Source organism: Achromobacter sp. ACM02 (assembly GCF_014851605.1).
GTDB classification, from domain to species: Bacteria; Pseudomonadota; Gammaproteobacteria; order Burkholderiales; family Burkholderiaceae_B; genus Achromobacter; species Achromobacter aegrifaciens.
Window position 1 is genome coordinate 429,656 of record NZ_JACUZY010000004.1, and the last position, 20,476, is coordinate 450,131.

The 20,476-nt window shown below is 66.2% G+C and carries 16 protein-coding genes; 5 read left to right on the forward strand and 11 right to left on the reverse strand.

Annotated elements, in window-relative coordinates; genetic code table 11:
• Window positions 1–34: 34 nt before the first annotated feature.
• The 10 genes from IB258_RS14560 to coq7 form a co-directional block, all read right to left on the reverse strand.
• Window positions 35–1,168, reverse strand: coding sequence for a glycosyltransferase family 4 protein (locus IB258_RS14560; RefSeq protein ID WP_192352771.1), 1,134 nt, complete (start codon window positions 1,166–1,168; stop codon window positions 35–37).
• Entirely contained in the window at window positions 1,165–2,322 is a 1,158-nt protein-coding gene (locus tag IB258_RS14565; protein ID WP_175161342.1) for a glycosyltransferase, read from the reverse strand. The genes IB258_RS14560 and IB258_RS14565 overlap by 4 nt, the downstream gene beginning before the upstream one ends.
• A complete protein-coding gene (locus IB258_RS14570; protein ID WP_192352772.1) occupies window positions 2,319–3,434 on the reverse strand; it encodes a glycosyltransferase family 4 protein in 1,116 nt (371 codons plus the stop codon). The genes IB258_RS14565 and IB258_RS14570 overlap by 4 nt, the downstream gene beginning before the upstream one ends.
• A 3-nt stretch (window positions 3,435–3,437) precedes the next feature.
• Complete coding sequence (gene asnB / locus IB258_RS14575) at window positions 3,438–5,369, reverse strand: asparagine synthase (glutamine-hydrolyzing) (protein WP_175212606.1); 1,932 nt, start codon at window positions 5,367–5,369, stop codon at window positions 3,438–3,440.
• 45 nt (window positions 5,370–5,414) lie between these two features.
• Window positions 5,415–6,557 (reverse strand): glycosyltransferase family 4 protein, encoded by a 1,143-nt coding sequence (locus IB258_RS14580; RefSeq protein WP_175161336.1) that lies wholly within the window; start codon window positions 6,555–6,557, stop codon window positions 5,415–5,417.
• Window positions 6,558–7,907 (reverse strand): murein biosynthesis integral membrane protein MurJ, encoded by a 1,350-nt coding sequence (gene murJ, locus IB258_RS14585; RefSeq protein ID WP_192329362.1) that lies wholly within the window; start codon window positions 7,905–7,907, stop codon window positions 6,558–6,560. It abuts the gene before it with no gap.
• Between the two features lies 1 nt (window position 7,908).
• Window positions 7,909–8,934, reverse strand: a complete 1,026-nt coding sequence (locus IB258_RS14590; protein ID WP_054451975.1) for an SDR family oxidoreductase — start codon at window positions 8,932–8,934, stop codon at window positions 7,909–7,911.
• 9 nt (window positions 8,935–8,943) lie between these two features.
• Window positions 8,944–10,221 carry a Vi polysaccharide biosynthesis UDP-N-acetylglucosamine C-6 dehydrogenase TviB gene (gene tviB / locus IB258_RS14595; protein ID WP_054451976.1) on the reverse strand — a complete coding sequence of 426 codons (1,278 nt, stop codon included), beginning with the start codon at window positions 10,219–10,221 and terminating at the stop codon, window positions 8,944–8,946.
• Between the two features lie 102 nt (window positions 10,222–10,323).
• Entirely contained in the window at window positions 10,324–11,430 is a 1,107-nt protein-coding gene (locus IB258_RS14600) for a glycosyltransferase (RefSeq protein ID WP_192352773.1), read from the reverse strand.
• A gap of 779 nt (window positions 11,431–12,209) precedes the next feature.
• Window positions 12,210–12,887 carry a 2-polyprenyl-3-methyl-6-methoxy-1,4-benzoquinone monooxygenase gene (gene coq7, locus IB258_RS14605; protein ID WP_013396216.1) on the reverse strand — a complete coding sequence of 226 codons (678 nt, stop codon included), beginning with the start codon at window positions 12,885–12,887 and terminating at the stop codon, window positions 12,210–12,212.
• A 124-nt stretch (window positions 12,888–13,011) separates the two neighbouring features.
• Between coq7 and IB258_RS14610 the strand changes: the two genes are divergently transcribed.
• The 4 genes from IB258_RS14610 to IB258_RS14625 all read left to right on the forward strand — a co-directional run bounded on the left by IB258_RS14610 (window position 13,012) and on the right by IB258_RS14625 (window position 17,530).
• The gene (locus IB258_RS14610) at window positions 13,012–13,455 is read left to right on the forward strand and encodes an OsmC family protein (RefSeq protein WP_119450316.1); all 444 of its coding nucleotides are present in this window, start codon (window positions 13,012–13,014) and stop codon (window positions 13,453–13,455) included.
• Window positions 13,456–13,565: 110 nt separating this feature from the next.
• Complete coding sequence (locus IB258_RS14615; protein WP_054451978.1) at window positions 13,566–14,537, forward strand: thymidylate synthase; 972 nt, start codon at window positions 13,566–13,568, stop codon at window positions 14,535–14,537.
• 359 nt (window positions 14,538–14,896) lie between these two features.
• On the forward strand, window positions 14,897–16,960 hold the full coding sequence (locus tag IB258_RS14620) for a bifunctional diguanylate cyclase/phosphodiesterase (RefSeq protein ID WP_054451979.1): 2,064 nt from the start codon (window positions 14,897–14,899) through the stop codon (window positions 16,958–16,960).
• A gap of 84 nt (window positions 16,961–17,044) precedes the next feature.
• Entirely contained in the window at window positions 17,045–17,530 is a 486-nt protein-coding gene (locus IB258_RS14625; RefSeq protein WP_054451980.1) for a dihydrofolate reductase, read from the forward strand.
• A 1-nt stretch (window position 17,531) separates the two neighbouring features.
• Here IB258_RS14625 and IB258_RS14630 read toward each other — a convergent pair whose 3' ends face one another.
• Complete coding sequence (locus IB258_RS14630) at window positions 17,532–18,953, reverse strand: PLP-dependent aminotransferase family protein (protein ID WP_054451981.1); 1,422 nt, start codon at window positions 18,951–18,953, stop codon at window positions 17,532–17,534.
• A 161-nt stretch (window positions 18,954–19,114) separates the two neighbouring features.
• Here IB258_RS14630 and IB258_RS14635 point away from each other — a divergent pair, with 161 nt between their 5' ends.
• Entirely contained in the window at window positions 19,115–20,440 is a 1,326-nt protein-coding gene (locus IB258_RS14635; RefSeq protein ID WP_175180591.1) for an aspartate aminotransferase family protein, read from the forward strand.
• Window positions 20,441–20,476 lie beyond the last annotated feature (36 nt).

A 20,476-nucleotide genomic window follows, 5' to 3' on the forward strand; every position in this document is an offset into this window, starting at 1 on the left:
GAACCGGCGCCTTGCCGGCGCCGGTGCTTCCATTTCAGGCGCTGAGCGCGTCGTAGATTTCCACGTGGATGCGCGCCACGCGATCGATGTTGAACTCGCGCTCGGCCAGCGCCCTGCCGGCGGCGCCCATGGACTGCCGCAAGGCCGGATCCTCGGCCAGACGGGCAATGGCGTCCGCCAGCGCCTGCACATCGCGCACCGGCACCAGCAGTCCGGTTTCGCCCGGTTCGATCGCATCGCGGCAACCCGGCACGTCGGTGGTCACGACCGCGCGCGCGGAGGCCGCAGCCTCGATCAGCGACTTGGGCAGGCCTTCGCGATAGGAAGGCAGCACGGCGATATGCGAGGCGGCGTACAACGCGGCCACGTCGGAACGTTCGCCTAGTGCGCGCACGCAGCCTTCCTGCTGCCAGGCGTCCACGTCGTCCTGCGTCGCCGAGGCCGGATTGCCTGCGTCCACGCCGCCGACCAGCTGCATCGTGACAGGCAAGCCGCGCTCGCGCAGCAGCCTTGCAGCCTGCACGAATTCCTGCACGCCCTTGTCGCGCAGCAATCGGGCCACCATGGTGACCACGACCGGCGGCGCCGGCGGTTCGGGTTGGGCCCGATACTCATTCAGGTCCACGCCCGCGCCCCGGATCATGACGACCTGGGCGTCGCGCACCGCTCCCAGCGACTTGAGCAAATCGCGGTCGCTGGCGTTCTGGAAGATCACGCGGCTATTGGGATGGCCCAGCGCCAGCCGATACAGGCGCGCCACCACGGCGCGCACCAGCTTCATCTTCAGCGAATTGGAAAGGAACACGAAGCCCAGGCCGGAAATCGCCGCGACCATGCCCGGCACGCGCGTCAGACGGGCAGCGATGCCGCCATAGAGCACGGGCTTGATCGTGACCAGATGCACGATCTGCGGCCGCAGATGCCGGAACAGCCGTATCAGGGCCAGCAGCGTACCCAGCTCCTGCAAGGGATGCTTGCCGCTGCGCGTCATCGGTATGGCGTGATGCGTCATGCCCAGCGCCTGGATGTCGGCCACGGCCGGACCGTCCATGGTGGCGACATGCACCTCGTAGCCCGCCTGTTGCGCGGCCAGCGCCACGGGCACGCGGTGCGACATGAAGAAGGCCGGATTGTTGACGACAAACAGCAGGCGGCGCCCTGCGCTCATGCTTTAACTCCCGAGATGCGGCGCCACACCGCGATATAGCTTTGCACCATGCGAGCCAGGTCGAAATTTTCCAGCACGCGGGCGCGGCCCGCTTCGCCCGCGCGCATGCGGCCGCGCGAGGCCACTTCGCACAGGGCCGTCTCAATGCCGCGGGCCAGCGCCTCGGGCTGCTCCGGCGGCACAACCACGCCGGCGTCGCCCACGATAAAGGCCGCGTCGCCCACGTCCGTCACGACGCAGTAGACGCCGCAGGCCATGGCTTCGGCCACCACGTTGGGAAAGCCTTCCGCGCAGCTGGACAGGACATGCAGGTCCAGCCCGTTCATTGCGGCGGGCACATCATCGCTGGGTCCCGCCAGCACCAGCCGGTCCCGCAGGCCCAACCTGTCGATCAAGGACGCCAGCTCGGTGTTTGCGGGATCCATGCCGCGGCCGATCAGCACGCAGCGCAGTCCCGCATCGCGTCCGTCGCGCACCAGCGCGGCGACGGCGCGCAGCAGGTTGGCGTGGTCCTTGAGCGGATCCCAGCGGGCCACGCAACCAATGGCCGGCAGGTCCTGCGGCAAACCCCATTGCGCGCGCACCCGCTGCCGGGCTTCATCATTCGGCGCATAGCGCGATAAGTCATAGCCATTGGCGATGACCACCATGCGTTCGCGGTCATAGCCTTTGTCGGCATGGCGCTGCGCCGACTTCTGGGCGGCGCACACGATGGCCTTCGGTATGCGGCCCGACAGCAGCGCGCAGGCCCGCAGCACCAGGCGAGCCGAGCGGCTGCTGCGCTCCAGGTGTTCGCCCGAATTGCGGATGCCCCAGGCGATGGCGCGCACGCCCGCCAGGCGCGCCGCCAGGCCGCCGATCAAATCGGCGTGGTACATCCAGGTCTGCACCGCATCGGGACGCGTCGTCGCGATCAGCGAGCGCAGCGCCAGGAAGCCGCCCAGGCTGACTCGTCCGCGCTTCATGGCCAGCGTATGCACGGCGACGCCTGCCGCGCGCAGACGCTCGCCATAGATGCCTTCGTCCGTCAGCGACACGACGACATGCTCCACGTCAGCCCCGGGATAGGTCGCCAGGCGGAACAGCACGGATTCGGCCCCGCCCTGCCCCAGGCCGGTGATGATGTGCAGGACACGCAGCCGCCGGGCGTTCATCGTCCCTCCCGCACGGCATCGAATAATTCATCCCATTCCGCCAGGACGCTGGCCAGCGCATAACGCTGGCGCACCGCGGCAGCGCCGCGCATGCCCAGTTGCTGACGCAGGGAGGCATCGCCCAACAAGCGGCGCAAGGCCTCGCGCAGGGCATCGCGATTGCCGGCGGGCACCAACAGGGCGTCCTCGCCGTTGCGCGTCATCTCGCGCGGTCCGCTGGGACAATCGAACGCCAGGCAGGGCAGGCCCAACGACATGGCTTCCAGCAGCACATTGGGGAAGCCTTCCACCAGCGAGCTCAGCACGAATGCCTGACCGCGCGCAAGTTCCTCCCAAGGCGCCTCGGTGCGGCCGGGCAGGCTGATGCGCGACTGCAGGCCCAGGCGTGCGACCTGCTCTTCCAGCGCGCCGCGTTCAGGGCCTTCGCCCCAGATGCGCAGATTCCAATCCGGAAAGTCCGGCGCCAATTGTGCGAACACGTCGATCAACAGGTCGAATTGCTTATCAGTGACCAGGCGTCCCATTGCCAACAGTTCGCGTGGACCACCGTCTTCTCGTTGCGGCACCAGCGGCGCATCCAGCAAGGGCGCGGGCAAAGGATTGGGAATCACGGCCAGACGCTTGATGCCCGGCACCTGCCGCGCGAACGGGCCGGCGGTATCCTCCGCCTGCACCGTCACCATGTCGGCGCGGGGATACAGGATGCGGCGCAGCTTGCGCCACACCGTTCCCGTCGTGGTTTCGGCCACCGGATTGGTGCGCTCGCAAACGATGAGCGGCGCCTTCAATCCCAGGGAAGCCAGTATGGCGGCCACATTGACGTTGGTCAGGAAGGACACCACCACGTCCGGTTTTGAATCGCAGATGTGTTTGCGCAGCGCGAGCAGACGCTTGAATGCGGCCATGGCTCCCGACGCACGCGTGCCTGCCAGATCCGCCAGCCAGGCCAGTTCGACCTTGTCCGACAGCGGATAAAAGCAGCTGCCCTTGGACGAGTAGGTGGGCGTCAGAATGACGGAATCCCCGCGTTCGGCCCATGCGTTGACCAGCGTGGCGGCGACCCGTTCGGCGCCGCCCGCGTGCATGGAACTGACCAGCATCAAGATTTTCATGCGTCAAAGACTCCCAACCGATCCTCCCTGTTCCTTGCCGCCGCGGTAGCGGTCAAGCCAGGCCTGCATCATCAACACGCCCCACAGATGGCTGTCCCAATTGCGATGGCCCGAGCTGTGCTCGCGCCATTTGCGCAGGATGGGCTCGGGCTCGAACCAGCCCTCCTGGCGCAGGCGCGCCGGGTCCAGCAGCGCATCGGCCCATTCACGCAGCGGGCCGCGCAACCACGCGGCCAGCGGCACGGCGAAGCCGCGCTTGGGACGGTCCACCAGCGCTTGCGGCACATGACGGTGCAGCACCTGGCGCAGCAGCCACTTGCCCGTGTTGCCGCGCACCTTGTATTGGTGCGGCAGGCTCCAGGCGAACTCATACACCCGGTGATCGATCAGCGGCACGCGCGTTTCCAGGCTGACGGCCATGGCGGCGCGGTCCACCTTGACCAGGATGTCGTCCGGCAGGTAGGTCACCGTGTCCAGCTTCATCATGGCTTCGAAAGTGGAACCCTGCATCGCCCGGGCGAATTCGGACACCGGCTCCACCCCGCCCTTCACCACGCTGGAAGGATCGGCCCAGTACGACACGAAATGGCGGTAGAACTCGCCGCGCGTATCGGTGCGCAGCAGCTCGCCCAGCTTGCCGACCTTGCCGCGCCAGGCGCCGCGCCCGGGCAGATGGGTGGACGCACTCAACAACGCGCCGGCGGGCTTGCGCAGCAGCGCCGGGACGCGTTCGCATTGCTGCCACCAGTTGTTCACACGGAAATAGCGCGAATAGCCGCCGAAGAGTTCATCGCCGCCATCGCCGGACAGCGCCACGGTGACGTGCTGGCGCGCCATGCGGGTGACCAGTGAGGTCGGGATCTGCGACGAATCCGCGAACGGCTCGTCGTACATGTCGGCCAGCGTGGGCACCACGGCCAGCGCGTCCTCTGCCGTCACGTACAGTTCGGTGTGGTCGGTGCCAAGATGCGTGGCCACCGCCTTGGCATGCTGCGCCTCGTCGTAGCCCTTCTCGTGAAAGCCGATGGCGAAAGTGCGCACGGGCTGCGAGCTTTGCGCCTGCATCAGAGCCACGATGGTGGACGAGTCGATGCCGCCGGACAGGAAGGCGCCCAGGCTCACGTCCGACAGCATCTGGCCGCCGACCGCCTTGGACAGCACGCCTTCCAGCGCGTCAGTGGCCTGCGCGTCGGATTCGAAAGACAGTAGCGATTGCGCGGAAGTGTCCGCGGCTTCGCGGGCCGACCAGTACACGCGCGGCTCGGGCATGCGGCGGCTGCGGGTGTCATCGGCCGTGAATTCGACCCAGGCGCCCGGGGGCAACTTGGCGATACCCTGGTAAATCGACTGCGGCGCTGGGATGTAGTTGTGCCGCATGAACGACGCCAGCGCGTTGCGGTTGAGCTCGCGGCCGAAGCCCGGAATCGGCATCAGGCCCTTGAGTTCGGACGCGAACACCAGCTCGGCGCCTGAATAGCCGTAGTACAGCGGCTTTTCACCCATGCGGTCGCGCGCCAGCATCAGCTTGCGCGAGGCGCGGTCCCACAACGCGATGGCGAACATGCCCACCGCGGCCTGCAAGGTGGCCTCGATGCCCAGGGCGGTAAAGCCCGCCAGCAGCGTTTCCGTATCGGAATGGCCGCGCCACGACGGCGCCAGCGCCGATTGTTCGAGCTGCTTGCGGATGTCGAGGTGGTTGTAGATTTCACCGTTGAACACCATGACATAGCGGCCGCAGGCCGACGTCATGGGTTGATGGCCGGCCTCGGTCAGGTCGAGGATCGCCAGGCGCACATGCGCCAGCGCCAGCTCGGCCTCGGGATCCTCCCAGAAACCATTGCTGTCCGGCCCGCGGTGGCGGATGCGGCGGCAGCTTTCCGCCAACACCCGCTCCTTGTTCCCGACAGGGCCCCAAATCCCGACTATTCCGCACATGATGAAGTTCTCGTTGTCACTGTAGCAACGGCGCGACGCGCGGCCTCAACGGCCGGTTCCGCGCACACCGTCAAAAAGTTCTTGCCATTTCTGCAGCACGCGCGCGGCCGAAAAACGGTCGCGCACGTCGGTCGCGGCCTGCGCCATGCGTACACGGTCCGCGTCATTGCGCATGACGGCGTCCAGCGCCTTGCATAGCGCGGGCACGTCGCCATTGGGGCGCACCAGCACGCCGTCCACGCCCTCGCGGATGATCTCGCGCGGCCCCGTGTCGCAATCGAACGACACTGCGGCCAGCCCGCTTGCCATGGATTCGAGCAGGGTATTGGACAGCCCTTCGAAGCGCGACGTCAGTACGTACAGATCGGCGCTGTCATACCAGTCGCCGACGTTGCCTGCGCGCCCCGGCATGAAAATCCGCGACGCCAGGCCGGCCTCTCGGGCCTGCGCCTCCAAGGCGCGGCGCTCGTCGCCCTCGCCCAGGATAACCAGATCCCAGCCAGGATGCGACGCCGCCAATTTCGCGTAGGCCTGGATCAGCAGGTCGAAACCCTTGTCGGCGTGCAGGCGCCCCACCGCCAGCAGGCGCTTGCGGCCGTCGCCCGACACCGGCGTCAAGACCGGTTCAGCGCGAGGCAGGGGAAAGTGTACAGGGTTGGGAATGACGGCCAGCTTGCTGCCCGGCACGTGCTGCGCCAGCCAGTCGGCCGTGCCGCGGGTCAGCGCCACCACGCTGGCTGCGCGCGGATATGTGAGGCGGCGCAGACGTTGCCAGAAGCCCGACAGGGTCTGCGAAGGCGGATGGGTATGCTCGGTGGCGATCACCCGGCAGGACAGGCCCGCGCAGGCCAGTACCGACAGTACCGACGCCGTCGTCATCATGCCCAGCACGATGTCCGGGCGAAACGACTTGACCACGCGGCGCAAGGCGCGCACCCGTTGCACATTGCTCCAGATGCCGCGCAGGCCACCGCCCTCGCCCGCCGTATGCAGGACCTCGCGGCGCACCTTGGGGTGCAGCGTGTAGACGTCGCCCTCGGCGCTGGCCTGCGTCACGACCATGACCTCGCGGCCCATGCCCGCCCAGTGCGCGCTCAGGTCCGCGGCCACGCGCTCCGCGCCGCCGCCATGCAGGGAGTGGATGAACAGCAGGACGCGCGGCGCCGGGCCGGTATCGGTCACGGGCATTCAATCGGCCTCTTTGGGTTCAGGCTTGCGCATTGCCACCAGCAGGTAGCACGCGAAGGACAACAGATACATCAGGCTGGTCGCCAGCATGATGCCGGCAGCTCCCATCCTGGGCGCCAGCACGGTATTCAACACCGCCTTCAGGGCGAAATTGGCGACGGCAATGGCCGCCATCACGCGGTAGCGGTTCTGGCTGGCCAGCAATTGCACCAGGATCAGCACGCCGAAGTAGAACGGCAGTTGCAGCAGCCCCCAGCGAAACACATGCGCCACGGCCTGGGTATTCTCGGCGGTGAAGGCGCCACGCTGGAAAAGCACGGAAACGCCCCACGGCGCCAGTATCCAACCCACGGCGACGGCGACGGCGCCTGCGGCCACCATCAGCACCGACCATTTAAGCGCCATGCCTCGCGCACGAGCGGTGTCGCCGCGCGCCTGCACATCGGCCAGCACCGGCAAGGCCGCGCGCCCCACCGACACGGCGCCAATCCCCAGCACCAGCGACAGCAGCCGGCTGGCATAGCCCAGCGTGGCGTTGGCGTTCGCGCCCAGATTGGCGGCGGCGTACTGGTCCAGCGGACCGACGAAACTCATGGCCACCTGGCCGATCAACATCACGCCCGCGGCGCCCAGCAGTTCGGGCCAGTGCGGCGATTGCAGCGTCAGCCGGGGCGCGCCCCAGAAGCCGCCATCGGCGCGCGCAGCCAGCCACGCGAGCCAGACGGTCTGGATCGCGTAACCCACCAGCGTGCCCCACAGCAGCGGCCCGACGCCGTCGGCGCTGGCGGCCAGCATCACCCAGGCCAGCGTCGCCACGGCCGGCACGCTGTCCAGCAGGGTATTGACGTGTCTTTCCTGCGCCCGCAGCCGCGCGGCGCTGATGCCGGCAACCAGCAGCAGCGCCGACACCGGCGCGAAGGCGACAAGCAGCTGGCCCGTCATGTCGCCCACGCGGGCCGACAAACCCTGGCCCAGCACGCCGACGACCTGCGGCCAGGCGAACCAGGTCAGCAGCGCCAGCGCAATGCCCGCGGCGGCCACCCAGCCCTGCAGCTCGCGGATGAACAGATTTCTTTCGGCGACATCGGCGCGGCGCAGCCGCACCAGCACCGGGATCAGTACCACCGACAGCACGCCCACGATGGTGACCGGCAGCCAGGTGGCCATGGTCATCGTGAACTGGTAGGCGTCCACGGCGTCGCTGACGCCGTAGCGGTACGCCACCGCCATCTCCTTGATGGCGCCGGCGGCCTTGCCCAGCAGCAGGAACACCGCCACCCGGAAGGCGCCCTTGAAGATGCGCTGGTGGTCCGGGTGGATGCTGCCGAGTTTTCTGACGAGTGCTTTCAAATCAACGCAGGAATTGCGTGTACCAGGGCATGGCCACTTCCAGGCCTTGCAGCACGGTGTGCGTAGGCTCGTAGCCCAGCAACCGGCCCGCCTTGCTGACATCCGCCTGCGAATGACGCACGTCGCCCGCGCGGAAGTCGGCGTAGACCGGCTTCTTGCCATAAACCACGTTTTGGTTGCCCAGGGCTTGCACCAGGAAGCCGAACAGCTGGTTCAAGGTGCTGCGGCCGCTGACCGCCACGTTGTAGACCTGGTTGCGGCCTTCCGGCGCGGCCATGGCCGCGAGGATGTTGGCCTGCACGGCATTTTCCACGAAGCAGAAATCGCGGCTGGTCTCGCCGTCGCCGTTGATGGTGACGTCCTCGTTCTGGATCATCGCGGCCGTCCACTTGGGGATCACGGCCGCATAGGCGCCGTTGGGATCCTGCCGCTTGCCGAACACGTTGAAGTAGCGCAGGCCGACCGACTCGAAGCCGTAGGAACGCGCGAAGACGTCCGCGTAAAGCTCATTGACGTACTTGGTGACCGCATACGGCGACAGGGGGTTGCCGATGTTTTCCTCGACCTTGGGCAACGCCGGGTGGTCGCCGTAGGTCGAGCTGGAGGCCGCGTAGACGAAGGATTTGACTTCGGCGTCGCGCGCCGCCACCAGCATGTTCAGGAAGCCGCCGATGTTCACCTCGTTGGTGGTGATCGGATCCTTCAGCGAGCGGGGTACCGAGCCCAGCGCGGCCTGGTGCAACACGAAATCCACGCCCTGAGCCGCGCGGCGGCAGGCTTCCAGGTCACGGATGTCGCCTTCGATGAAGGTAAAGCGCGCCCACTGCTCGGGCGTGACCGAGTCGCGCACTTCATCCAGATTGTGCTGATGGCCGGTGGCGAAGTTGTCCAGGCCGGTCACGGTCTGGCCCAGCTTCAGCAGGGTTTCCAGCAGGTTCGAACCGATGAAGCCGGCGCAGCCGGTCACCAGCCACTTGCGCGGCGCGGCCGACAGTTCCTTCTTGATGGTCTCAAAGCGGGTGGTCATGGGCAGTCCTTACAGGCGCAGATCGGATTCGGAAGGCGAAAGCACGTACTTCAGGTCATACAGGATGTGCTGCGGCTTGCCGAGCTTGCGGATGCCTTCCGCACCCAACGCCTTGAACTGATTGTGCGCCACGCCCAGGATCACGGCGTCATACTTGCCTTCCTCGGGCTTGGCCACCGGGGTCAGGCCGTATTCGTGCATGGCTTCTTCGGAATCGACCCACGGGTCGTACACGTCGACATCGACGTTGTAGTCGCCCAGTTCCTTCACGATGTCCACGATGCGGGTGTTGCGCAGGTCAGGGCAGTTTTCCTTGAAGGCCAGGCCCATGACCAGCACACGGGCGCCCTGCACGTGGATGCGGCGCTTGGTCATGGCCTTGACCAGTTGCGACACCACGTAGCTGCCCATCGAGTCGTTCAGGCGGCGGCCCGCCAGGATGATCTCGGGGTGATAGCCGATGGATTGCGCCTTGTGAGTCAGGTAATAGGGATCAACGCCGATGCAGTGGCCGCCGACCAGACCCGGGCGGAACGGCAGGAAGTTCCACTTGGTGCCGGCCGCCTGCAGCACGGCTTCGGTGTCGATGCCCATCTTGTTGAAGATCAGGGCCAGCTCGTTGATCAACGCGATGTTCACGTCGCGCTGCGTGTTTTCGATGACCTTGGCGGCCTCGGCCACGCGGATGCTGGAGGCCTTGTGGGTGCCAGCGGTGATGATCTGCTTGTAAAGCTGGTCGACCAGTTCGGCCACTTCGGGCGTCGAACCGGAGGTCACCTTCTTGATCGTGCTGACGCGGTGGTCCTTGTCGCCCGGATTGATGCGCTCGGGGCTGTAGCCGGCAAAGAAGTCCACGTTGAACTTCAGGCCCGACACGCGCTCCAGCACCGGCACGCAGTCTTCTTCGGTGGCGCCAGGGTAGACGGTGGATTCGTAGATGACGATGTCGCCACGCTTGAGTACGGCGCCGATGGTCTCGCTGGCCTTGACCAGCGGGGTCAGGTCCGGCTGCTTGTACTCGTCGATGGGGGTCGGCACGGTCACGATGAACACGTTGGCCTGGCCAAGCACGGCGCGGTCCGCCGTGTAGCTCAACTGGGTTGCTTCCTTCAGCTCTTCATCGCTGACTTCCAGCGTATGGTCGTGGCCCGCCTTGAGCGCGTCGATGCGGCGCGTATTGATATCGAACCCGATGACCGAACGCTTCTTGCCGAACTCCACAGCCAGCGGCAGGCCGACATAGCCCAGGCCGACAACAGCGAGTTTCACATCCTGAATTCGCAACATAACTCTCCCTTCACCGTAGAACGATTACGGCATTTCAAATATGGTCGGGTGATTAGAAAAAGATTACCGAGCCCCCGGCGGCAGCCGCCGGGGCGCCCAAAACTAATCGGAAGTCCGCAAAACGGATGGCAGCAGCAGCCAGCCTGGACGACGCCAGGACACAAGCCGCGAGTACAGCCAGATATAGACGGCGGCGAACACCACCAGGCTGGCGCACAGCGCCCAGGCGTTGTCCCACCAGATGGTCGCGGGCACCAGGCCGATCAGGGCCAGCACCCACATGTAAGGCGAGGCCAGCGCATTGCACAGCGCCGGCACCGCATGCCGCCGGCCGCGGCTGAACGTGACACGCACCAGACGGCGGAACACCAGCTGGTGCAGGTGCAGCGCATCCGGCTGGTCCACCGGCACGCCGCGCTTGAAGCGGCGGCGCCAGATCGAAAAACCGGTTTCGAAGACGGGATAGAACAACACCGCCAGCGCGTAGAACGGCGACACCGAAGGATTGCGCACCACCAGCAGCACGGCCAGCTCGGCCAGCATGAAGCCCAGGAAGTACGCGCCGCCATCGCCCAGGAACACGCGCCCGAACGGGAAGTTCCAGACCAGGAAGCCCAGCGTGGCCGAGGCCAGCGCCGCCGCCACCAGGAAAATCGGCACGTCGCCCACTTGCAGCGCCACCAGGCTGATCGAGACGGCCATCAGCGTGGCCACCATGCCGGCCAGGCCGTTCATGCCGTCAACGATATTCAGCGCGTGCGTACAGCCGCCCACCGCGAACATGGTGAACAGCAGCGACACCGGCCAGTAGGAAAGCACGTAATCCACCGGCGCCATGCCCACGCGGCTGACGCCGCCCAGCAGCCACCAGGCGATCGCGGCCGACAGGAAGGCTGCCAGCAGGCGCTTGCTGGCGCCGATGTCCTTGGTGATGTCTTCCAGCAGGCCGGCCACGAACACGGGCAGCGCCGCGACGAATAGCGCGGGCCACAGCCAGGTCAGCGTCATGTTGCTGGGTCCAAGAACCAGCAGGCCCGCCAGCGTGCCCGCGAGCACCGCCAGCCCGCCGACGCGGGGCGTGGCGCGGGAATGGTTGGCTTGGGGCTTGTTGAGGTCGCTGTCGCCGGTGAAGGCGCCATGCCAGCGCTCCGACGCCACGATGAGTCCCCCCACCATGAATGCGACCACGCAAATGTACAGCCAGGTCACCGAGTCACCTCTGGTTGGTCTATCGAGACAGGCCCGCCATTATCGGAGGCAGGTGTAACGCCCATATATGGGAGGAATAAGGAAGTGCAATTCACCGGCACAGAACGTAACGCATTGCGCCATGCCGGCAGCACCAGCTTGGAACTGCCATTTGGCTCGATCGCCAAGGCGAAACCGCGCAGGCGCGGAAATAGGGATTTCATGGAACGATTGTAGAACTTTCCGCCCTGGCGCACGCGAAATATCCAAGGGAAAACGCGCAGACCGCCCCCTGGCATAAGTGCCATGAAGGGCTACGGTCGATGCTCGGTTCCAGTTAAATGGGGACAGACTTAAAACATCGAAAAAAAAGCCCGAGATCGTGAGATCTCGGGCTAAATCCACCAAAGGAGGAGGGTGGAGGAGACAACCGTGGCATGTTGGGAGCTGGCCTTCTGCTCGCTACGCTTTCGGGGTTTTGCACCGCGCCGACTGCGTTTCAACATCCGATGAATGAATAGTACCGAGGTTTTTTGTGCGATGCAAGAATTTTTTTAGTCTGCCGCACAAGAGATTTTTTGCGTTGCAAATTTGCCGCAACACCCCAAGCATTCCTCTGGAAACCCGCGCCAATCAATGCCTGTTCCAAAAACAGGGTTTTTGCCGGATGGGTAAACCCACCCGGGGCTTACCCTAGCCATCATCGGGTTATCCCGCTCTGGATTTCGCACCAGAACGGTGCGGGCGGCACCAAGTTGCAGCTATTTTTGCGCATTGCAACATTTCCCTTTCCAACTGCTTCAGACCCAGTAAGCGGTAGTCGTCATGACCTTGGACATCGCCCGCATAGCGGCCTTCACTGGCGCCGGCAAGGGCACGCCGCCCGCCGCTTCCGCGCTGGCGCGATGCTGCGCCTCGTCCTCTTTCATCTTCTGCACGATCTGGCGCGACCGCTCGTCTTGCACCGGCAAGGTGCGCAGATGTTCTTCCAGATGCGCTTCGACCTGTTTTTCGGTTTCCGCCATGAAACCCAGATTGCGCGGCACGCCGGCGTAGCTGGCCAGCACGCCGAGCGCAAACGAACCCGCGTACCAAACCGGGTTCAGCAGGCTGGGGCGGCTGCCCAGTTCCGTCAGCCTTTGATTGCACCAGGCCAGATGATCCACTTCCTCGGAAGCCGCGTTCAGCAGCAATGCCCGCGGCGCGGGTTCGCGGCATACCGAAGCCTGGCCCCGGTACAGCGCCTGGGCGCAGACCTCGCCGACATGATTCACCCGCATCAAGCCGGCCGCGTGGCGCTTTTCCTGGGCCGACAGGGCTTGCGGCGCCTCATCGGCGGTGGCCGGATACGGACGGCCGGCCGTGGCGCTGCCGGACAGCACCCGCAACGCGCGGTCGGCCTCGGCCAGCAGGGCATCCACGGGGCTGATGCGGCGCAGGAAGGAAACGGGGCTGGGGCGTGACAGAGCGGTGGACATAGGGCAACTCCTCGGCAAGGCTGGCGCACACACCCCTGATGCGGGGCGGGGCTCTCATGCCCGGAATTGTACGCAACAGGTATCATCAGCCATTGACAGCGCTCAAGCTCAAGGACACGACAATATGGAATGCACGATCGACTGGGGCGGCCCGAACGGCATGCTCTTCACCGCCAGCACCGGCAGCGGCCACGTGGCCGTGATGGACGGCGCCGTGGACGGCGGCGGGCACAATCTGGCCCCCCGTCCCATGGAAATGCTGCTGGCCGGCACCGGCGGCTGCACCGCCTATGACGTGGTACTGATCCTCAAGCGCGGGCGCCATGCCGTCAGCGGCTGCAGCGTCAAGCTCCAGGCCGACCGCGCCGATACCGACCCCAAGGTCTTCACCCGCATCCATTTCGCCTTCACCGTTACCGGCCACAACCTGCCGCGCGCCGCGGTCGAGCGCGCGGTGCAGCTGTCGCACGAAAAATACTGCTCGGCCTCGGCCATGCTGGAGAAGACTGCGGCGCTGACCTTCTCGGTCGAGATCGTCGACACGCAGGAAACGCCGGCCGCCGCCTGAACCGCGCCCGCGTGGTGTAATTCATCTATTCCTAACTTATAAGAGCCGCCGCGATCCGTTCGCGGCGGCTGTCTGCGTCACCCGCCGGGCGAGCGTGCGCAAGGACCGCCATGAAACAATACCTGGACCTCGTTCAATCCATCCTGGACACCGGCGCGTGGCAGGAGAACCGCACGGGCATACGCACCCTGAGCATGCCGGGCGCATCGCTGCGCTTCGACCTGCAAAAAGGGTTCCCCGCAGTGACCACGAAGAAGTTGGCCTTCAAGTCCGCCATCGGCGAAATGGTGGGTTTTCTGCGCGCCTCGCGCAGCGCAGCGGAATTCCGCGAGCTTGGCTGCAAGGTCTGGGACCAGAATGCCAACGAGAACAGCCAGTGGCTGGCCAACCCGTACCGGGAAGGACCCGACGACCTGGGCCCGGTCTACGGCGTGCAATGGCGCCAGTGGCCGGCCTACAAGATGCTGGACGCCAGCCGCTCGGCGCAGATCGCCGACGCCCTGTCGCGCGGCTACGCCAAGGTCTCCGATCTGGAGGAAGGCGGCGTGCCCAAGGTGCTGCTCTACAAGGCGGTGGACCAGCTGCGGCAATGCCTGGACACCATCCATGAGCGGCCCGGCGACCGCCGCATCCTGTTCCACGGCTGGAACTGGGCGCAGATCGAGGAAATGGCGCTGCCCCCGTGTCACCTGCTCTACCAATTCCTGCCGAACGCGACGACCCGCGAGATATCGCTGTGCCTGTACATCCGTTCCAACGACGTCGGTTTGGGCACGCCATTCAATCTCACCGAAGGTGCGGCCCTGCTGCATCTGGTCGGCCGACTGACTGGCTACACGCCGCGCTGGTTCACCTATTTCATCGGCGACGCGCACATTTACGAAAACCACCTGCCGATGCTGCGTGAGCAACTCACGCGCGAGCCCTACGAAGCGCCCACGCTGGTGCTGTCGGACCGCATTCCCGATTTCGCGGTCACCGGACGCTATGAGCCCGAATGGCTGGAGAAGGTGGAACCCAGCGACTTTTCATTGTCGGGCTACACCCACCACGCCCCCCTCACCGCCGCCATGGCCGTATAGACCGTGGCAGCCTGCGTGCTCATGGCCGCAGGTGAAGATTGGTGAGCATCTGGAAGCGTGTTTTCGGTATAACCCATCCCTTAGCCATGGACGCGCGTCCAGAAATGCCCGCGCGCCATTGCTTCCGACCGGCACCTGCCGCGCCGTGCCTGTCGCTCGCCGCGACCCGGGCAGTCCGCCCGGCAGCGCCGTCCGCAGGCGTTGCTCAGCCGCACTCCCCTTCCCAAAAAGAGAGCACGTGTATCACCAGCGTCGACCGCCGAATTCTGTCTTGCGACCGACTTGCAACCATAGACTACCAATTGAATTGATATGAAGCCCGCGCGGCGGCAGCATGCGCCAAGGACAGGACCCTACAAATGCTCGTCGGAACTTATAACCCTTCGCTCGTCCTCGTATCTCTAGGAGTCGCCATCCTGGCGTCGTACACGGCGTTGGGCATGGCCAACCGCGTCAGGGCCTCGCACGGGTTGCCCAGCGCGCGCTACTGGTTGGCGGGCGGCGCGTTCGCGATGGGCGTGGGCATCTGGTCCATGCACTTCGTGGGCATGCTGGCCTTCAGCCTGCCCATTGCCATGGGTTACGACCTGCCCCTGACCGTCCTGTCGCTGGTCATTGCCATCGGCTGCTCCGCCTTCGCGCTATGGACCGTAAGCAAGGATGAGCTGCCGCGGCGACGGCTGATGATCGGCGCCCTGCTCATGGGAGCCGGCATCGCGGCGATGCACTACCTCGGCATGGCCGCCATGCTCATGGAACCCGGCATCGTCTATGACGCCAAATGGTTCGCGCTGTCCATCGTGATTGCCGTGGCCGCCTCCGGCGCGGCGCTGTGGATCACCTACCGGCTGCGCCACGGCGGCCCCCGCGTGGTCTGGTCGCGGCCGCTGGCGGCAGTGATCATGGGCATCGCCATCGTCGGCATGCACTACACCGGCATGGCCGCCGCCGGATTCCCCGCGGGCAGTATCTGCATGGCGGCCAACAGCGGCATTTCGGCCGGCTGGCTGGCCATCGCCGTGACCGCGGTGACCCTGAGCGTGCTGGCCATCGCCCTGCTGGTCGCGGTGCTGGACAACCGGCTGGAGGCGCGCACCTCGGCCCTGGCTTCTTCGTTGGCCGAGGCCAACGAAGAACTGGTGCAACTGGCGTTGCACGACACGCTGACCAAGCTGCCCAACCGCATCCTGCTGGAAGACCGGCTGGAGCAGGCGATCGAAAGCGCCAGCCGCCGCAAGGGCTACTTCGCAGTCCTGTTCTTCGACCTGGACGGCTTCAAGGCGGTCAATGACGCCTACGGACACCACACCGGCGACGCTTTGCTGATCGACCTGGCGCAGCGCATCCGCCAGGCCCTGCGCACGCAGGACACCGTGGCGCGCCTGGGCGGCGACGAGTTCATCGTGCTGAGCGAAGTGATCGAACCCACCGACGCAGCCAACGTCGCCGACCGCCTCATCGACGCCATCGCGCGACCCGTCACTGTCTACGGGCATGAGGTGATGGTGACCTCGAGCGTGGGCATCGCCATCTATCCCAACGACGGCCAGGACACCCACGCCCTGCTGACCAACGCCGATGCGGCGATGTACCACGCCAAGCGCCTGGGCGGCACTGGCTACAGCTTCTTCGAACCGTCCATGAATGCGGACGCGCACGAGCAGATCGAACTGCTGCACGACCTGCGCCTGGCGCAGGAGCGCAACCAGCTCGTCCTGCACTACCAACCCAAGTACGAAGCGCCCGCCGGCCCCATCATCGGCGCCGAGGCGCTGCTGCGCTGGAACCACCCGACCCGCGGCCTGGTGGGCCCGGACCAGTTCATCCCCACGGCGGAAAAGACCGGCCTGATCCTGTCCATCGGCGAATGGGTGATCAACGAGGCCTGCCGCCAGATGCGGGAATGGATCAACGCCGGCCAGGGCCACTGGACCGTCGCCGTCAATATCTCGGCCCTGCAGTTCGCCCACGCCAGCCTGGTGGAAACGGTACGCTCGGCCCTGGACCGCCATGGCGTGCCGCCGGCCTGCCTGACCCTGGAAGTGACCGAGTCCACCGCCATGCGCGACGCCGAGGCCAGCCTGGCGGTGCTCAAGCGCCTGTCGAACCTGGGCGTGACGATTTCGATCGACGACTTCGGCACCGGCTATTCCAGCCTGCTCTATCTGAAGCGGCTCCCGGCCACCGAGCTGAAGATCGACCGCGGCTTCGTCAACCAGCTGGAGAACGACAACGAGGACGCCGCCATCGTCTCGGCCATCGTCGCGCTGGCGCAGCAACTCAACCTGCGCATCGTCGCCGAGGGCGTGGAAACGCCGGCGCAACAGAAGTTCCTGACGGGCCTGGGCTGCGATTCGCTGCAGGGCTTCCTGCTGGGCAAACCCATGCCCGCCACCGAATTCCTGGAACACGCGGTCGACTGAGCGGCCCGCGCGGCGCAAGCCGCCGCGCAAATTTGCTACGCTTGCCGTAGCCAACCGGCCGAACCCCTACCGTCCCGACCCCGCATGCCCGCCAGCCTTACCCTCATCGTCGCCTACTCCACCAATCGCGCCATCGGACGCGACAATGCCCTGCCCTGGAAACTGCCGGGCGATCTGGCGCATTTCAAGCGCAGCACCCTGGGCCACCCCATCATCATGGGCCGCAAGACCTGGGACTCGCTGGGTCGGCCGTTGCCCGGCCGCAGCAACATCGTGATCAGCCGCAACCCCGATTTCAGCGCTGCGGGCGCCATCGTGGTGCCGTCGCTCGAAGCAGCGATCCAGGCCTGCGGCGACATCGATGCGGCCTATGTGATCGGCGGCGCGCAGATCTACGCGCAAGCCCTGCCGCTGGCCCAGCGCGTGCTGGCCACTGAAGTCCGCGCCGAGGTTGAAGGCGACGCCTTCTTCCCCCTGCTGCCCGCCTTCCAATGGAAGGAAACGGCGCGCGAAGCGCAGCCGGCCGAAAACGGCTACGAATACGATTTCGTGACTTACGAGCGCCAGTGACTCAGGCCGCCGCCCCGGCATTTCGCATGAAGCGCCAGAGCGCTGGCGCCTCCGAGTAAGCGACGTTGAAACGCACCCAGGGCGTATCGGCCTCGTCCGCCTCGAAATAGGAACCGGGCGCCAGCCAGATCCCGTCCTTCAGCGCCAGTTCCGCGAGTCCGTTGGCGCCGCGTTCGCGCCACTGCCCGGCCACCTTGGCCCACAGGAAGAGGCCGCCTTGCGGCCTCCCATATATCTCGAAGCCATGCTGCGCCATCAGCTCGCCCACGCCGGCATGGGCCTCTGCCAGCCGTTCGCGGGTGCGGGCGATGTGGGCACGGTAGCGGCCTTCGCGGATGACCTGGTGGACGATGCGCTCCATGATCTCCGGCGAGGTCAGGCCCACCGCCATCTTGGTGCGCGCGATGTCGCGCGCCAGATCGCGATGCGCCACCACGTAGCCCACCCGCACCGATGGACTGATAACCTTGGAGTAGCCGCCCAGGTAAACCACGCGCCGCGCCCCATCCAGGGCGGCCAGCATGGGCGTTACGCCGGGCGCAAGTTCGCGCGAGATATCGTCTTCCACCACCCACAGGCCATGCCGCTCGGCCGCCTGCAGGATGCGGAAGGCATTGGCCATGCTGATGCTGGCGCCCGACGGGTTCTGCAAGGCGGTGTTGACGACCAGCGCTCTCGGCCGGTGGCGAGCCACCACCGCTTCCAGCGCCTCGCAGTCCAGCCCGTCCGGCGTGCGGGGCACGGACACCGCCCGCAAGCCAGCCAGACGCAGCATCTGCAGCAGGTTGGCGTAGGCGGGCTGTTCCACCACCACCGTGTCGCCCGGCCGCAGCAGGGTGCGTATCACCATGTCCAGCCCGTGCGTCACGCCCTGGGTCAGCACGACCTGCGAGGCCTCGACCTCCATGCCCTGCGCGCTCAGGCTGGCCGCGATGGTCTCGCGCAGCGGCGCGTAGCCGTAGGGATGGCCGTAGTTCGCGATACGCATGGCCGGCACCCGCCCCATATGGCGCAGGGCCATGTGCAGCCCCTCTTCGTTCAACCATTCGCCCGGCAGCCAGCCGCAGCCCGATTTGATGGGGATGGAATGGTCCGCGAAGATATCCGACAGCAGCCAGCCGGCGTTCAGGCGCGGCGGCTCCCAGGATGGCGGCTGGGCGGGGCGCGCCGGCGCGTCCGGCGTCGCGACCCGATAGCCCGCGCCCGGCCGCGCCGCCAGCCAGCCCAGCGATACCAGCCGGCTGTAGGCGCTGGCCACCGTGAAGGTGCTGACGTCATACAGGCGAGCAAACTCCCGCACCGAGGGTAGGGACATACCCGGACGCAGTGTCTGTTCTTCGATGGCGCGCAGGATGGCGGCGACCAGCTGCTCGACCAGGGTCGGCGCCTGGCCGCGAGCGCGGTTGGGCTGGAAATCGATCACGGAGATAACTGTACAGTTGTGTCGTTCATAACTATACAGTTAGCCGCATTTGCGCGGATCGTATATTTTCATTCCTATCCGGACGCACCAGAATCGTTTCAATCCCGCTGGCTGCACAACCGTCGCCCAAGTCCAGCGCTTGTCCGTCCCCTGGAGCCGCCATGAACGCCCCCGACAAACTGCCCGACCTGTCCCACCTCTGGATGCCCTTCACTGCCAACAAGCAGTTCAAGGCACACCCGCGCATGCTGGCGACCGCCAAGGGCATGTATTACACCTCGACCGACGGCCGCCAGATCCTGGACGGCACGGCCGGCCTGTGGTGCGTCAACGCCGGCCACGGCCGCGAGGAAATCGTCGCCGCGATCGCCAAACAAGCAGGCGTGATGGACTACGCGCCGGGCTTCCAGCTGGGCCACCCGCTGGCCTTCGAGGCCGCGACCGCAGTCGCGAGCATGATGCCGCAGGGCCTGGACCGGGTTTTCTTCACGAACTCGGGCTCCGAATCCGTCGACACCTGCCTGAAGATCGCCCTGGCCTATCACCGCGCCCGCGGCGAAGGCCAGCGCACCCGCCTGATCGGCCGCGAGCGCGGCTACCACGGCGTAGGCTTCGGCGGCATCTCGGTCGGCGGCATCTCGACCAACCGCAAGACCTTCTCCGGCGCGCTGCTGCCCGCCGTGGATCATCTGCCGCACACCCACAACATCGAGCAGAACGCCTATTCCAAGGGCCAGCCGGCCTGGGGCGCGCACCTTGCCGACGAACTGGAGCGCATCGTCGCCCTGCACGACCCGTCCACCATCGCCGCGGTCATCGTCGAACCCATGGCGGGTTCGACCGGCGTGCTGATCCCGCCCAAGGGCTATCTGGAAAAGTTGCGCGAGATCACCTCCAAGCACGGCATCCTGCTGATATTCGACGAAGTCATCACCGCGTACGGCCGCCTGGGCGCCGCCACGGCCTCCGAGTTCTTCGGCGTCACGCCGGACATCATCGCCATGGCCAAGGGCGTGAGCAACGCCGCCGTGCCGGCTGGCGCGGTCGCGGTCAAGCGCGAAGTGCATGACGCCATCGTCAACGGCCCGGCCGGCGGCATCGAGTTCTTCCACGGCTACACCTATTCGGCGCACCCGCTGGCCGCCGCCGCCATCCTGGCCACGCTGGACATCTACCGCCGCGAAGACCTGTTCGGCCGCGCCCGCAAGCTGTCCGGCGCCTTCCAGGAAGCCGCCCACAGCCTGAAGGGCGCGCCGCACGTCATCGACGTGCGCAACCTGGGTCTGGTCTGCGGCATTGAGCTCGCGCCGCGCGCGGGCGCTCCCGGCGCGCGCGCCGCCGAAGTCTTCCAGAAGTGCTTCGACAGCGGCCTGATGGTGCGGTACACCGGCGACATCATCGCGATCTCGCCCCCGCTCATCATCGAAGAGGCGCAGATCGGCCAGATCTTCGAACAGATCGGCCGCATCCTGAAAGAAGTCGCCTGATCGTCCGCCGCCCCGCGAGGGGCGGTTTTTCGCCTG